Here is a 13,826-nt window from a genome sequence, read left to right on the forward strand (position 1 = left end):
TCACCGGTCGGCCTGCCGGCCGGCGCGGAGTGTCCGGGCGAGGAGCAGGGTGGCGTCGTCCCGGCCGTCCGGGGTGCGCAGCGCGGCGAGCAGCCGGTCGCAGGTCTCCTCCAGGGGCCGGTCGGGGCCGTCCAGGAGGCCGAGCAGGGTGTCCAGGCGGTCGTCTATCGCGTCGTGGCGGGTTTCGATCAGGCCGTCCGTGTAGAGGACGAGCAGGTCACCGGGGTCGAGGTCGACGGTGCTGCTGAGGAAGGTGACCCCGCCGACGCCCAGCGGGACACCGGTGGGCAGGTCGAGCAGTTCCGGGCGGCTGCCGCGCACCAGGACGGGCGGCAGGTGTCCCGCGTTGGCCAGGTGGCATTCGCCGCGGGCGGGGTCGTAGACGGCGTAGAGGCAGGTCGCGATGTAGTGCTCAAGGCCGCTCGCGGTCCGGTCCAGGTGGTGGAGGACCTGTGCGGGGTCGAAGTCGAGGACGGCGAGGGTGCGGGCGGCGGTGCGCAGCCGCCCCATGGTGGCCGCCGCGTCGATGCCGCTGCCCATCACATCGCCGACGACCAGCACGGTCCTGCCGTCGGCGAGGGCGATGGTGTCGAACCAGTCGCCGCCCACCTCGCTCGCGGCGTGGGCGGGCCGGTAGCGGGAGGCGACCTCCAGGCCGGCCAGCCGGGGCGGGTCCTCGGGCAGCAGGCTGCGTTGCAGGGTGACGGCCGTGTTGCGTACGCACTGGAACCAGCGGGCGTTGTCGATGCTGACCGCGGCGCGGGAGGCCAGGTCGCCGGCCAGCACCGCGTCGTCCTCGGTGAACGGCAGCGGGTTGCGGGTCCGCTTGAGGTCCAGGGCCCCGAGCACCTCGCCGCGGGCGATCAGGGGTACCGCCAGGTAGGAGTGGACGCCCGCCCGGGTCAGCAGCGGGACCGACGCGGGATCGCGGGCGATGCGCTTCAGGTCGGGGCCCGTCACGTGCGGCACCAGGACCGGGCGGGCGGTGTGGACGCACTCGGTGAGCAGCCGGTCGGCCGCGTAGGTGACCGGTTCCCCGGGCAGGTCGGCCGTCCGGGTGGCGGGGCTCGGGGAGGCGGCGACCAGGGCGAGGGAACGCATCAGCGCGGGTCCGCCGGCCGGTGCGACGGGATGGCAGGACAGGACCGAGTCGAGGACGTCGACCGTCGCGACGTCGGCGAGCTCGGGCACCACGACCTCGGCGAGTTCACGGGCGGTGTGCTTCACGTCCAGGGTGGTGCCGATGCGGGCGGAGCCGTCGGCGATCAGGGCGAGCCGTCGGCGGGCCCGCTCGGCCTCCTGGGCGGCGCGGTGCCGCTCGGTGATGTCCACGACGGCGCCGGCGACGCCGAGCACCTGCCCGCCGAAGTCCTCCAGTCGGAAGTAGGAGACGGACCAGACGTGGTCGTGGTCGGGATCGGCGGGGGTACGGCCGGTCGTGCGCCGGTCGACGAGCGGGCGGCCGGTCTCCAGCACCCGGCGCATGGCTCCCTCGATGTAGTCGGCGTCCAGGCCCGGCAGCAGGTCGCGCAGCAGCCGGCCCCTGCTCGCCTCCGCGGGTATGCCGTTGATCCGCTCCAGGGCCGGGTTCACGGTCAGGTAGCGCAGGTCCTTGTCCTGGATCGACAGTCCGATCGGGGACTGCGACACCAGGCGCTCGGACAGTGCCAGGTCGGTCTCGACCCGGCGGAGGGCGCCGTGGTCGGCGGCGATGCCCAGGGCGAAGACGGCGCCCCGGTGATCGAGCAACCGCATGTTGCGGAACTCCACCAGCCGGGTGCCGCCGTCCCTGTGCCGGATGGGGAAGGCCCCGGCCCAGCTCACGCCCGTCGCCATGACCTCGGCGAACAGGGATATCACCAGGTCCAGGTCCTCCTCGTGGACGAGCAGCCGGCCCGCGTATTTGCCGAGCGCCTCTTCGGCGCTGTAGCCGAACAGATCCTCGGCCGGGGCGCTCCAGAACACGATCCGGCCGTCGGAGTCCAGCACCACCGCGGCGACGCCGAGGACGTCGAGGAGGCCGTACCGCTCGCGCGACCCGGCCTGCCGCAGGATGCCGTCGGCCCGGAAGGGTTCGGCAGTCATCCCGGTTCTCCCTCCGTCCCGCAGCGGGGCGCTGCACAGCGTCCGGCCCCCGGCCCCGGGCGGTGACCGGTGTGGCCCTACCCATGGTCCCTCGGCCCACGCCGGACCCGCATCCCTCGCCCCTCCGGCGCGACCGCGACCGCGCACACCGGCGCCGCTGCCGCTCTCCGCGCCCTTGCCGCCTTCTCCGCACCTCCCCGTACGGGCCTGCTCCTCCCCGTACCGACGACCGCGACGGCGGCACGGCGTCGCTGAGGGGCCGCACTCACCCACCACTCACCCACCGCGACTGCCCCTGCGCTCTCGGCCACGGTCCGGGCCGGTCCGCGGTCCAGGCACCGGGTCCGGGCCGATCGATCCGCACGCCCCCACGGGCCCGGTCCGGATGCAGGGTGCCCGCCGATCGATCACACGCCCCCGTCGGCCGAGGCCGCCACACAGGGTCCGGGCCGATCGATCACGTACCGCCCGATCCGCCGCACAGGATCCCGGCCGATCGATCACACGCCCCGCCGACCCGGCCCGCCACGCAGAGTGCGGGCCGATCGATCACATACCACCCGATCCACTGCACAGGATCCCGGCCGATCGATCACACGCCCCGCCGACCCGGCCCGCCACGCAGGGCGCGGGCCGATCGATCGCACGCCGCCGCAGGCCACCCCGTACGCCGCCGGTGACCGCGTCCCCTCCCCCCGCCCCGGGGCGACGGCACCGCACGCGAGTTCGGCACAGCCGGTCGACGACGAGCGGTGGACGACGGCCTGATGAGTCGTGAGACTGGAAGCTTTCCCTGCCCCGACCCGGACGGTGATCATGTATCAGGAGATTCCGCGCGTCGAACTCACCCCGCAGGCGGCCGAGTTGATCCGGCGGCTGCGCGCCGCGCACGGCCCGCTGATGTTCCATCAGTCCGGCGGCTGCTGCGACGGCAGCGCGCCCATGTGCTACCCGGACGGCGAGTTCCGCACCGGAGGTTCGGACGTGCTGCTGGCCGAACTCGACGTCGAGGGCGTCGACGAGCCGGTCACGTTCTGGATGTCGCGCAGCCAGTACGAGGTGTGGAGCCACACCCGCCTGATCGTGGACGTCGTCCCCGGCCGTGGCAGCGGCTTCTCCCTGGAAGCACCCGAGGGCGTACGTTTCCTCACCCGTTCGCGTGTGGTCGACGCCTAGCCACCACGGCGGACACCCGCGTCTGCTGCACTGCCCCTGACACCGGCGCATCAGCGACGGTTGACGGGATTTCAGGGGCGGGGGGCGACAGTGACGCGTCGGCACGGGCGGCTCGCGGCGGGCAGAGCGGTACTCACGGTTCTCACGGCGTTCGGCGTGGTGGCCGGTGCGGCGCTCACGGGGGCGGCCCAGGCCGCCGCCGCGTCGGCCGGCACCACGATCGCGCCGGGCGTGACCTACCGGCAGTTCGACCTGCCGGCGGCCAAGGGGACGACACACGTCCACCTGGTCTCCGTCGACCTGGGCGACCCGCACGTCCGCGTGGACCTGCTGTACCCGGGGAAGATCGCGGCCCGCTCGTCGGTCTCCGCGCTCGCCGACTCGGCGGGCGCGATCGCGGGTGTGAACGGCGACTTCTTCAACATCGACGAGAGCCAGCACCCGGGCGTCGAGGCGACGGGCGCGAGCGTGGGCCCGGTCATCGCGCGGGGCCGGGCGGTCAAGGCCGCGGTGCCGCGCGGTCAGCGGTTCGGCCCGTCGCTGCCGCCCGGCACGAGCACCGAGGAGGTCTTCGGCGTGGGCACCGACCGGCGGGCCCGGCTGGACCGGCTCCGGCTCGCCGGCTCCGTCCGCACACCGGACGGCCGGCTGCCGCTCGGCGGCCTCAACCAGTACGCGCTGCCGGTGAACTCCGTGGGCGCGTTCACCGCGCAGTGGGGCAGCGCCTCCCGGCTGCGCGCCACCTGCGGCACCGACACCGACCGGGCCGCCGCGTGCAGCAAGGACACCTACGAGGTGAAGGTCCGCGGCGGCCGGGTCGTGTCCGTCTCGAACACCCCGGGACGCGGCGCCGTCGCCGCGGACACCACGGTTCTGGTGGGCCGGGAGGCAGGGGCGCAGCGGCTGCGGAAGCTCTCCGTGGGCGAGCGGGTGACCGTACAGAACTGGCTGGCCGCCGCCCGCTCCAAGACCCCCTACCGCTTCGCCCTGGGCGGCTTTCCGGTGCTGCGCGCGGGCCGACCCCTCGCCGGCCTCGACGGCAAGACGTCCGCGGTGCGCACCGCCGTCGGCATCGCGGACGGCGGGCGACGGCTGCTGCTGCTCGCCGTGGACGGTGCGCCCGCCTACCGCGGCGGCCTGACCGTCGCCGAAGTCGCGGACGAGATGCGCGCGTTGGGCTCGGTCGACGCCTTCGGCCTGGACGGCGGCGGCTCGACGACGCTGGTCACCCGCACGCCGGGCGCGCACACGGTGGCGGTGCGCAACCACCCGAGCGGTGGCGCCGAGCGCCCGGTGCCCAACGGCATCGGGGTCTTCACGGCGCCATGAGCACGTCGGCCCGGCGGCCCGCCCCGGTCACGGCCGCAGACTGCTCACCATGTCCGCGGTCGCGGTGAGCCCGCTCTGAATGGTAGGGGCCACGCTCGTGCTGGCCAGATAGAACCCGAGCAGCACGCAGACCAGGGCGTGGGAGATCTTCAGCGCGCCGTTGCGCAGGAAGACCACGGCCCAGATCAGGAGCAGCAGCACCACAGAGATGGAAATGGCCATCGCGAACCTCCTCCGCCACGCCAGTTCGCGGCGTTCGGCCGCAAGTGTGGCGTAGCGGAGGGTTCGTCCGGGCGGCTGACGTGTCCTCCGATCGAGTGGTGTTGGCGGTTCCGCTACGCGGACGTGTGGGCGTCCAGGAACGCCTCCAGGCCCGCGAGGTCGTCGGTGTTGAGGTAGTCGACGCCGACGGCGAGCAGTTCGGCCCACAGCGCGTCCCGTGCCGGGCCCGCCGCGTCCGGGGTGGCCCAGAACCGGATCTGCTGCCCGCGCGCGTGCGCCGCCCCCACGGTGTCCCGCAGCTTCTGCCGCTCGGCGGCCGGGAACGCTCCCTCGCCCAGCCAGCTGAAGTTGAGCGTCCAGTTGTCGCTGATCAACGGGACGAAGGAGGCCGGTGCCGTGCTGCCGAGGTCGCTGAGCCGGCCGTCGTAGAACGCTCGGCGCTCGGTCTGCGCCTCCATCGGGGTGCGGGCGGCGCGGTCGCCGGAGATGACGGCGGTGACCGGTCCCGGGTGCACCCGGCCGTGCGCGTACCTGGTGAACAGGTGCTGGTAGCGGCGCAGATGGCGGTCGAGTTCGAGGTAGGTGGAGGAGCCCTCGGTCTTGATGTCGATGAGGAGTTGCAGGGGCCTGCGCGCTCCCCGGTACACGGCACCGCGGTTGGCCTCGACCCGGGCGGCGAGCGGGTCGAGGTAGAGGGATTCGAGGGTGCGGGACGGATCGAGGTCGGTCACGTCGTGGCCGATGAGGAGTTGGTCGCCGACGAGGAAGATGTCCGCCTCGACGCTGCCGAAGCGGTGGTCGAGGGCGTCGAAGAGGGGGCGCTGGTGCTCGTAGTCGTTGTGCGCGTGGGCCTGCCACAGCGGGCGCGGGGCGCGCGGGCCGCGGCTCGCCGACGCCTGCGCGGCGGGCAGGGCGACCGCGCCCGCGAGGGCGGCGCCGAGGGTGGTGAGGGCTCTGCGGCGGGTGGTGAGGGCCATGCTCTGCCTCCCTGATAGGGCCGGTGGGACCGAAGGGAGTATGCGTGCCGAAGGTGTCCGAGTGGCATGGCCGTGCGGGGAGTTGGCCGGACCGACGTCATGCGTTCACTTCGCCGGGACGGCTCGCAGGAGACAGCCCGCCCCAGGTGGGACGGGCTGTCGGTGCGGTCGCCGCGGGACCGGGTCAGGGGGCGCGCAGGTCGACCAGTTCGGCCAGCGCGGCGCGGTGCGCGCCCGCCGTACCGAAGGCCAGGGAGTCCGCCTTGGCCCGCTTGAGATACAGGTGGACGGGGTGCTCCCAGGTCATGCCGATGCCGCCGTGGAGTTGCAGCGCCTCCTCCGCGGCGCGCACGGCGACCGGCGCCGCGTGCGCCTGGGCGACGGCGACCGCGACGTCCGCGTCCGTGTCGGTCGCCAGCGCGTCGGCGGCGGCCCGTGCCGCGGCCCGGAGGCCGGCCACCTGGAGCCACAGCTGCGCGAGCCGGTGCTTGAGCGCCTGGAATCCGCCGACCGGCCGGTTGAACTGCCTGCGTTCCTTCAGATGGCGGACCGTCTCGGTCAACGCCCAATCCGCGAGGCCGAGTTGTTCGGAGGCGAGCAGTCCGGCACCGGTCCGCAGGGCGCGTCGTACGGCGGGTTCGGCCTCGCCCAGGCGGCGGGCGCCCCGCACCCCGTCGAGGACGACGCGGGCCAGTGGCCGGGTGAGGTCCAGGGACACCTGCGGTACGACGGTCACGGCGGCGGCGTCGACCGCGTACAGCCCGCCGTCGTCGGCGGGTACCAGCAGCAGGTCGGCGACGCCCGCGTCCGCGATGCCGGTCAGCTCCCCGTGCAGCGCCCCGCCTTCGAGGCGTACCCGCCTTACGGGAGCGCCCGGCGCGGTGTGCAGGGCGACCGCGAGCGCGCAGGTCGTCGTCGCGGACGCGCATGCGGCCAGCAGGTCGTCGGCGCCGCAGGCCAGCAGTGCTTCGGTGGCCACCACGGCACTGGTCAGAAAGGGCACGGGGGCGACGGCGCGGCCCAACTCCTCCAGGACGACGGCCGCTTCCCGGTGGGTGGCGCCCTGACCGTCCAGTGCCTCGGGCACCAGCAGGCCCGCGATGCCCATGCCGCCGGCGAGGGACTTCCACAGCGGCACGTCGTGCGGGGTGTCCGTCTCGCACCGGGCGATGACGCCCGCCGCGTCGCAGTGGTCGGTGAGCAGGTCGCGGACGGCGGCGCGCAGCGCCTCTTCCTCCGGTGAGTGGAGCAGGTCGGGCTCGGTGCTCATCGGGCCAGGTCCTTCCAGGCGACGTCCTTGTCGGTGCGCGGCTCGACGGGCAGGCCGAGGACCCGCTCGGCGACGATGTTCAGCAGGATCTCGCTGGTGCCGCCCTCGATGCTGTTGCCCTTGGACCGCAGGTAGCGGTAGCCGGCCTCGCGACCGGTGAAGTCGACGAGTTCGGGCCGGCGCATGCTCCAGTCGTCGTACACCAGTCCTTCCTCGCCGAGGAGTTCCACTTCCAGTCCGCTGATCTCCTGGTTGAGGCGGGCGAACGCCAGCTTCATGCCGGAGCCCTCGGGGCCGGGCTGGCCCGCGGCGAGTTGCTGGCGCAGGCGTTCGGCGGTGAGGCGGGCCACCTCGGACTCGACCCAGAGTCCGAGCAGACGCTGGTGCAGATCGTGGGTGCGCAGTTCGGGGCGTTCCCGCCAGGTCCTGGCGACGTTGCCGATCATGCCGCCTTCCCGGGGCAGCCGCATGCCGCCGATGGAGACGCGTTCGTTCATGAGCGTGGTCCGCGCGACCCGCCAGCCGTCGCCGACCTCGCCGACACGACGGGAGTCGGGGATGCGCACGCCGGTGAGGAAGACCTCGTTGAACTCGGCCTCACCGGTGATCTGGCGCAGCGGCCGTACCTCCACGCCGGGGTCGGTCATGTCGCAGACGAAGTAGGTGATGCCCTGGTGCTTGGGCACGTCCGGGTCGGTACGGGCGATGAGGATGGCCCAGCGCGCGAGGTGGGCGCTGGACGTCCACACCTTCTGCCCGTCGACCACCCAGGTGTCCCCCTCGCGGCGGGCCCGGGTGGCGAGCGCGGCCAGGTCGGATCCGGCGCCGGGCTCGCTGAACAGCTGGCACCAGACCTCCTCGCCCGTCCACAGGGGGCGCAGATGGCGCCGCCGCTGCTCGTCGGTGCCGTGGCGCAGGAGGGTGGGGGCTGCCATGCCGAGGCCGATGCCGATCCGCCGCGGGTCGTTGGCGGGGGCGCCCGCGGCGGCCAGTTCGGCGTCGACGACGGCCTGGAGGGAGCGTGGGGCGCCGAGACCGCCCAGGCCCTCCGGGTAGTGCACCCACGCCAGCCCCGCGTCGAAGCGGGCCCGGAGGAAGTCGAGGCGGCCGGTGCTCGCGGGCGGGTGTCCGGCCAGCAGCTCACGGGTGCGGCGGCGCAGGTGGGCGGCGTCGGTCATGCGGCGGCTCCGTTCCGCGGTGTCGGTACGACGGCGATCCGGCCGGTGGTCACCCCGTCGGCGACGCGCTGCACCGCCGCCGCGGCCTCCGCCTGCGGCACCCGCGCGCTCACCAGCGGTCTGATCGCGCCCCGCGCGGCCAGGCCGGTGAGCTGTTCGTGGCAGTGCCGGACCAGCTCGGGGTTCTTGGTGTTGTAGAGGCCCCAGTGCAGTCCGAGGACGGAGTAGTTCTTCACCAGGGCGTGGTTGAGCGCGGGGCTCGGGACGGTGCCGCTCGCAAAACCGACGACGAGGATACGGCCCTCGAAGGCGACGGCCTTGGCGGACTGGGCGTAGGCGTCCCCGCCGACCGGGTCGTAGACCACGTCGGCGCCCCGGCCGCCGGTGGCCTGCTTCACCACGGCGACGACGTCCTCGGCGTGCCGGTCGACGACGACGTCGCAGCCCAGTTCCCGGGCGACGGCGGCCTTGCCGGCGCCGCCCACCACGCCGATGACCGTGGCCCCGGCCGCCTTGCCGAGCTGCACGGCGGCGCTGCCGACCCCGCCCGCGGCGGCGTGCACGAGCAGGGTCTCGCCGGTCTGGAGGCGGGCCCGGCGGTGCAGACCGAACCAGCCGGTCTGGTAGCCGATGTGCAGCACGGCGGCCTCGGCGTCGTCCAGCGCGTCGGGCGCGGGCAGCAGCGCGGCGGCGTCGGCGACGGCGTACTCGGCGAAGCCGCCGTACGGCAGCGCCGGGGTGGTGATCACCCGGCGGCCGTCCGGGGTCTCGCCGCAGATCTCCACACCCGGGGTGAACGGCAGCGGCGGACGGATCTGGTACTGGCCGCGGCACAGCAGCGCGTCCGGGAAGTTGACGCCCGCGGCGCGCACCCGCAGCAGGACCTGGCCCGCGCCGGGCGTGGGCGGCTCCGTCTCCGTCAGCCGCATCACCTCCCTCGGCTCACCGATCTCGTGCACCTGCCATGCCTGCATGCGGGCCTCCACGGGGCTGCGTCACCGGAACCGGGATCGATCGCATACTAAGCGGTCGCTTGACCGTCTGGAAACAGTCACCGCACACCGGACCCGGGACAGCCGCGCACGCCGTACCGAGACAGCCACCGACCGCCTTCCGGGGACGGCACCGCACGCCACGCGGAACCAGCAGCCACCGTCAGCCGTACGGATGGCGCGGCCCGGCAGCCGTACGGGAAGCACGCCCCGCCGGCCGCACGGAGCAACGGTCGCCAGCCGTACGGGAGCCGGCGCGCGTCAGCCGTGCGGAAAGCGCGCCCAGTCGGCCGTGCGGAAGCACCCCCGGCAGCCGTACGGAGTGCACGCCCCCGTCAGCCGTCCCCGCCGTCGCGGGCCGACCGGGTCCGCACATGCATCCGCTCGCCCTGCGGCCCGAAGAGGCTGAGGAACTCCACCGGCCCCTCCCCCGTCGACCCGAACCAGTGCGGGACCCGGGTGTCGAACTCGGCCGCCTCCCCCGGCCCGAGCACCACGTCGTGCCCGCCGAGCACCAGCCGCAGCCGCCCGGACAGCACGTACAGCCACTCGAAGCCCTCGTGGGTCTGCGGGTCGGGTTCCTGGCGGCGCCGCGGTTCGAGCACCTTGAACGCCTGCGGCCCGCCCGGCTGGCGGGTGAGCGGCCAGTGGGTGCGCCCGCCCCGCACGATCGGCTTGGTGGCCCGCACCCGCGGGTCGTCGACGGGCGGGGCGCCGACCAGTTCGTCCAGTGGCACCCGGTGCGCCCGCGCGATCGGCAGCAGCAGTTCCAGGGAGGGCTTGCGCAGACCGGCCTCCAGCCGGGACAGCGTGCTCACCGAGATGCCGGTGGCCTCCGCGAGCCCGGCCAGCGTGGCGCCCCGCTCCTTGCGGATCCGCCGCAGCCGCGGGCCGACCTCGGCGAGCACCCCGCCGGTGTCGCCGCGCACATCCGCGGCACCGCGCGTGCCCATGTCGCCGCGCGCGCCCCCGTTCACGTCACCCCGCTGCCTCGCGTCGCCCATGCGCCCCATTGCAGTTTCAGCAAATGGATTTGTCAACACGGCAGGATCCGGGCGACCGTCGCCGTGGAGGTGGTCACCATGACCGAGAAGACCGAGAAGACCGAGGAGTACGAGGCGATCGTCGTGGGGGGCGGGGCGGCCGGGCTGTCCGCCGCACTGGTGCTGGGGCGTTCCCGGCGCCGCACGCTGGTCGTCGACGCGGGCGAGCCGCGCAACGCGCCCGCCGCGCACATGCAGGGCTATCTGACCCGCGACGGCATGTCCCCGGCCGAGTTCCTCGCCGCGGGCCGGGCGGAGATCGAGCGCTACGGCGTGGAACTGGTCCGGGACCGCGCGGTGGACGTCACCCGCGCCACCGGGTTCGCCGTCACGCTGGCCGGCGGGCGGACGGTGCGCGCCCCGCACCTGGTCGTCGCGACCGGGCTGCGCGACGAACTGCCGCCGCTCGACGGCCTCGCCGAGCGCTTCGGCCGGGACGTGCTGCACTGCCCGTACTGCCATGGCTGGGAGGTCCGCGACCGGGCGTTCGGCGTGCTCGCCGCGTCCCCGACGAGTGTCCACCAGGCGCTGATGGTGACCCAGTGGTCCAAGGACGTGACCTTCTTCCTGCACCGGGTCACCGAGGACGAGCTGTCGGACGACGATCTGCGCAGGCTGGCGGCGGCCGGAGTGCGGGTGGTCCCCGGCGAGGTGGCGGGCCTCACGGTCGCGGACGACCGGCTGACCGGGGTCCGGCTCGCCGCCTCCGCGGGCGGCACGGTCCACGACCGCGAGGTGCTGTTCGTGGCGCCGCGCCCGGTGCCGCGGACCGATCTGCTGGTGCGGCTCGGCGCCGAGATGCGCGAGACGCCCTTCGGCACCTTCCCGGTGACCGACGAGCGGGGCCTGACGAGCGTGCCGGGCCTGTGGGCGGCAGGCAACGCGAGCGGCTTCGCCGAGCAGGTGGTGAACGCGGCCAGCCGCGGCTACCGGGCGGGCGCGGCGATCAACGGGGACCTCCTCTTCACGGCCCTCGACGCGGCCGTCGGGGTGTAGTCCCGGCGCCCCCGGTGCACCATGGGCTGCATGCTGCTGGCCCGGCTCGCCGACGTGTCCCGGGAGGTCGCCGCCACCGCGGCCCGGTCCCGGAAGACCGCCCTGCTCGCCGAGTTGTTCCGGGACGCGGGGCCGGACGACGTGCCGATCGTCATCCCCTATCTGGCCGGGCGGCTGCCGCAGGGTCGGCTCGGCGTCGGCTGGAAGGCGCTCGGCCGGCCCGTGCCCCCGGCCGCGGAGCCCTCCCTCACCGTGCGGGAGGTGGATGCCCGGCTCACCGAGCTGGGCAAGCTCTCCGGTCCTGGCTCGCAGGCGCGGCGGGCCCGGCTGGTGGGCGCGCTGTTCGCCGCGGCCACCGAGCCCGAGCAGCGCTTCCTGCTCGGACTGATCACCGGCGAGGTGCGGCAGGGCGCCCTGGACGCCGTCGCCGTTCAGGGCCTGGCACAGGCGACCGGGGCGGACCCGGCCCGGGTCCGGCGGGCGGTGATGCTCGCCGGGTCGCTCCAGGCGGTCGCCGCGGCGCTGCTCGGGGACGGTCCCGGGGCGCTGGCCCGGTTCCGGCTCACGGTCGGCCGCCCGGTACAGCCGATGCTGGCGCGGACCGCCTCCTCGGTCGCGGACGCGGTCGCGCACCTGGGCGCCTGCGCCGTCGAGGAGAAACTGGACGGCATCCGAGTCCAGCTCCACCGGGACGGCGACTCGGTGCGCGTCCACACCCGCACGCTGGACGACATCACCGACCGGCTGCCCGAAGTGACGGCCGCCGCCCTGGAACTGAGGGGCGAGCGGTTCATCCTGGACGGCGAGGTGATCTCGTTCGACGCGGCCGGCCGGCCGCGGTCGTTCCAGGAGACGGCCGGCCGGGTCGGCTCCCGGGTGGACGTGGCGCGCGCGGCCCGGGAGGTCCCCGTCTCCCCGGTGTTCTTCGACGCCCTCGCGGCCGGCGACCGCGACCTGCTCGACCTGCCGTTCGCCGACCGGCACGCCGAGCTGGCCCGGCTGGTGCCCGCGCCGATGCGGGTCCGCCGGACCCTGGTGTCCGGCCCCGAGGACGTCCGGGAGGCGGAACGGTTCCTCGCCGAGACCCTGGCACGCGGTCACGAGGGCGTCGTGGTCAAGGCCCTGGACGCGCCCTACAGCGCGGGGCGCCGCGGGGCGTCCTGGCTGAAGGTCAAGCCCGTGCACACCCTGGACCTGGTGGTCCTGGCCGCCGAATGGGGCCATGGCCGCCGCGCCGGCAAGCTCTCCAACCTCCATCTGGGCGCCCGCGACCCGGACGGCGGCTTCGCCATGCTCGGCAAGACCTTCAAGGGCATGACCGACGCGATGCTCGACTGGCAGACCGAGCGGCTGCGCGCGCTGGCCGTCGAGGACGACGGCTGGGTCGTCACCGTACGCCCGGAACTCGTCGTCGAGATCGCCTACGACGGCCTCCAGCGCTCCTCCCGCTATCCGGTCGGCGTCACCCTGCGCTTCGCCCGCGTGGTCCGCTACCGCGAGGACAAGGGGCCGGAGCAGGCCGACACCGTCGAGTCGCTGCTCGCCGCGCACCCGGAGATCCGGGCGTGACCGGCCGGCGGAGCGCGGGCCTGCTCCTGTTCCGGCACACCGGAGAGGGCCTTGAGGTACTGCTCGGCCACATGGGCGGACCGTTCTTCGCCAAGAAGGACGCCGGTGCGTGGACCGTGCCGAAGGGCGAGTACGACGCCGACGAGAGCGCCTGGGACGCGGCCCGGCGCGAGTTCCGCGAGGAGCTGGGCCTGCCGCCGCCCGACGGCGCGGCCGTACCGCTGGGCGAGGTCGGACAGGCCGGCGGCAAGGTCGTCACGGCGTGGGCGGTGGAGGCGGACCTGGATCCGGCGGCCGTCGTACCCGGCACCTTCCGGATGGAGTGGCCGCCGCGGTCGGGCCGGATCCGGGAGTTCCCGGAACTGGACCGGGTGGAGTGGTTCGGGCTCGACCGGGCGGGACAGCTGATCGTCCGGGCGCAGGCCGCGTTCCTCGACCGGCTGGCGGAGCACGCGACGGGCCGCTGAGCCCCGGTCAGCAGCGCCCGGCAGGGCCTCGCCACGCCGCACGGGACCGGCACGGCACGGCACGGCCGATCCGTGGCGCGGCGATCGGTGGGCTGCCCGCGGCTACGCCCGACGCCGGACGCCCGGACGCCGGTCGGACGGCGTGACCGCGTGACGCCGTGACCGCGTGACGCGTGACGGCGTGGTCGCCACCGGGCCATTGCCCGTTCCGCGGCGCGCGGCACACCCCCGGCCGGGCGTGGGCGGGCCGGGGGGTGCCCCTATCTGTTTCGTCAATCCCGGCAGGGTTGGTTCATGGGGGTTGGTCATGTTTTTCGGGAGCGTCCAGCGAAGCGGGATGTTCCCGGTGGATCGGGTGCCTGATGGGCATGCCGGTGGCCGGCAGGGCTGTCTGGCCGTGCCGGTGTGCGGGCGTGATGGGGCCTGGGGGGGGTAGGAGCGGTGGAGCAGTCGTCAGGCGGCGAGGTCGACGTCGTCGGGGGTGCGTGGTTCGTAGAGGGCTCCGGTGCGGATCATCGCGTG

General features: G+C 74.5%; 12 protein-coding genes. 5 read left to right on the forward strand and 7 right to left on the reverse strand.

Annotated elements, in window-relative coordinates:
• Complete coding sequence (locus ACFC09_RS14015) at positions 1-2,085, reverse strand: SpoIIE family protein phosphatase (RefSeq protein ID WP_376527119.1); 2,085 nt, start codon at positions 2,083-2,085, stop codon at positions 1-3.
• 816 nt (positions 2,086-2,901) lie between these two features.
• Between ACFC09_RS14015 and ACFC09_RS14020 the strand changes: the two genes are divergently transcribed.
• Both ACFC09_RS14020 and ACFC09_RS14025 read left to right on the forward strand, forming a co-directional pair.
• Positions 2,902-3,261, forward strand: a complete 360-nt coding sequence (locus ACFC09_RS14020; RefSeq protein WP_376527121.1) for a DUF779 domain-containing protein — start codon at positions 2,902-2,904, stop codon at positions 3,259-3,261.
• 90 nt (positions 3,262-3,351) lie between these two features.
• The gene (locus ACFC09_RS14025; RefSeq protein ID WP_376527123.1) at positions 3,352-4,590 is read left to right on the forward strand and encodes a phosphodiester glycosidase family protein; all 1,239 of its coding nucleotides are present in this window, start codon (positions 3,352-3,354) and stop codon (positions 4,588-4,590) included.
• Between the two features lie 27 nt (positions 4,591-4,617).
• Here the strand turns inward: ACFC09_RS14025 and ACFC09_RS14030 are convergent, their stop codons facing one another.
• The 6 genes from ACFC09_RS14030 to ACFC09_RS14055 form a co-directional block, all read right to left on the reverse strand.
• Positions 4,618-4,812 carry a hypothetical protein gene (locus tag ACFC09_RS14030; RefSeq protein ID WP_376527125.1) on the reverse strand — a complete coding sequence of 65 codons (195 nt, stop codon included), beginning with the start codon at positions 4,810-4,812 and terminating at the stop codon, positions 4,618-4,620.
• 113 nt (positions 4,813-4,925) lie between these two features.
• Positions 4,926-5,789 carry a phosphatidylinositol-specific phospholipase C/glycerophosphodiester phosphodiesterase family protein gene (locus tag ACFC09_RS14035; RefSeq protein ID WP_376527127.1) on the reverse strand — a complete coding sequence of 288 codons (864 nt, stop codon included), beginning with the start codon at positions 5,787-5,789 and terminating at the stop codon, positions 4,926-4,928.
• 184 nt (positions 5,790-5,973) lie between these two features.
• Entirely contained in the window at positions 5,974-7,059 is a 1,086-nt protein-coding gene (locus ACFC09_RS14040) for an acyl-CoA dehydrogenase family protein (protein ID WP_376527129.1), read from the reverse strand.
• Positions 7,056-8,237 (reverse strand): acyl-CoA dehydrogenase family protein, encoded by a 1,182-nt coding sequence (locus tag ACFC09_RS14045; RefSeq protein ID WP_376527131.1) that lies wholly within the window; start codon positions 8,235-8,237, stop codon positions 7,056-7,058. The genes ACFC09_RS14040 and ACFC09_RS14045 overlap by 4 nt, the downstream gene beginning before the upstream one ends.
• Positions 8,234-9,211 carry an NADPH:quinone oxidoreductase family protein gene (locus tag ACFC09_RS14050; protein ID WP_376527133.1) on the reverse strand — a complete coding sequence of 326 codons (978 nt, stop codon included), beginning with the start codon at positions 9,209-9,211 and terminating at the stop codon, positions 8,234-8,236. Before ACFC09_RS14050 ends, ACFC09_RS14045 begins: the two co-directional genes overlap by 4 nt.
• A gap of 353 nt (positions 9,212-9,564) precedes the next feature.
• Entirely contained in the window at positions 9,565-10,182 is a 618-nt protein-coding gene (locus ACFC09_RS14055; protein WP_376527150.1) for a helix-turn-helix domain-containing protein, read from the reverse strand.
• 129 nt (positions 10,183-10,311) lie between these two features.
• On the opposite strand from ACFC09_RS14055, the gene ACFC09_RS14060 reads away from it, so the two are divergent.
• From ACFC09_RS14060 to ACFC09_RS14070, 3 genes are read left to right on the forward strand one after another with little or no spacing between them, the layout of a single operon-like run.
• Entirely contained in the window at positions 10,312-11,268 is a 957-nt protein-coding gene (locus tag ACFC09_RS14060; RefSeq protein WP_376527136.1) for an NAD(P)/FAD-dependent oxidoreductase, read from the forward strand.
• Positions 11,269-11,298: 30 nt separating this feature from the next.
• Complete coding sequence (locus ACFC09_RS14065) at positions 11,299-12,837, forward strand: ATP-dependent DNA ligase (RefSeq protein ID WP_376527138.1); 1,539 nt, start codon at positions 11,299-11,301, stop codon at positions 12,835-12,837.
• The gene (locus ACFC09_RS14070) at positions 12,834-13,304 is read left to right on the forward strand and encodes an NUDIX domain-containing protein (protein WP_376527140.1); all 471 of its coding nucleotides are present in this window, start codon (positions 12,834-12,836) and stop codon (positions 13,302-13,304) included. The genes ACFC09_RS14065 and ACFC09_RS14070 overlap by 4 nt, the downstream gene beginning before the upstream one ends.
• Positions 13,305-13,826 lie beyond the last annotated feature (522 nt).

Origin of the sequence: Streptomyces sp. NPDC056161 (assembly GCF_042268025.1) — a bacterium.
In the GTDB taxonomy this organism is placed as follows: Bacteria; Actinomycetota; Actinomycetes; order Streptomycetales; family Streptomycetaceae; genus Streptomyces.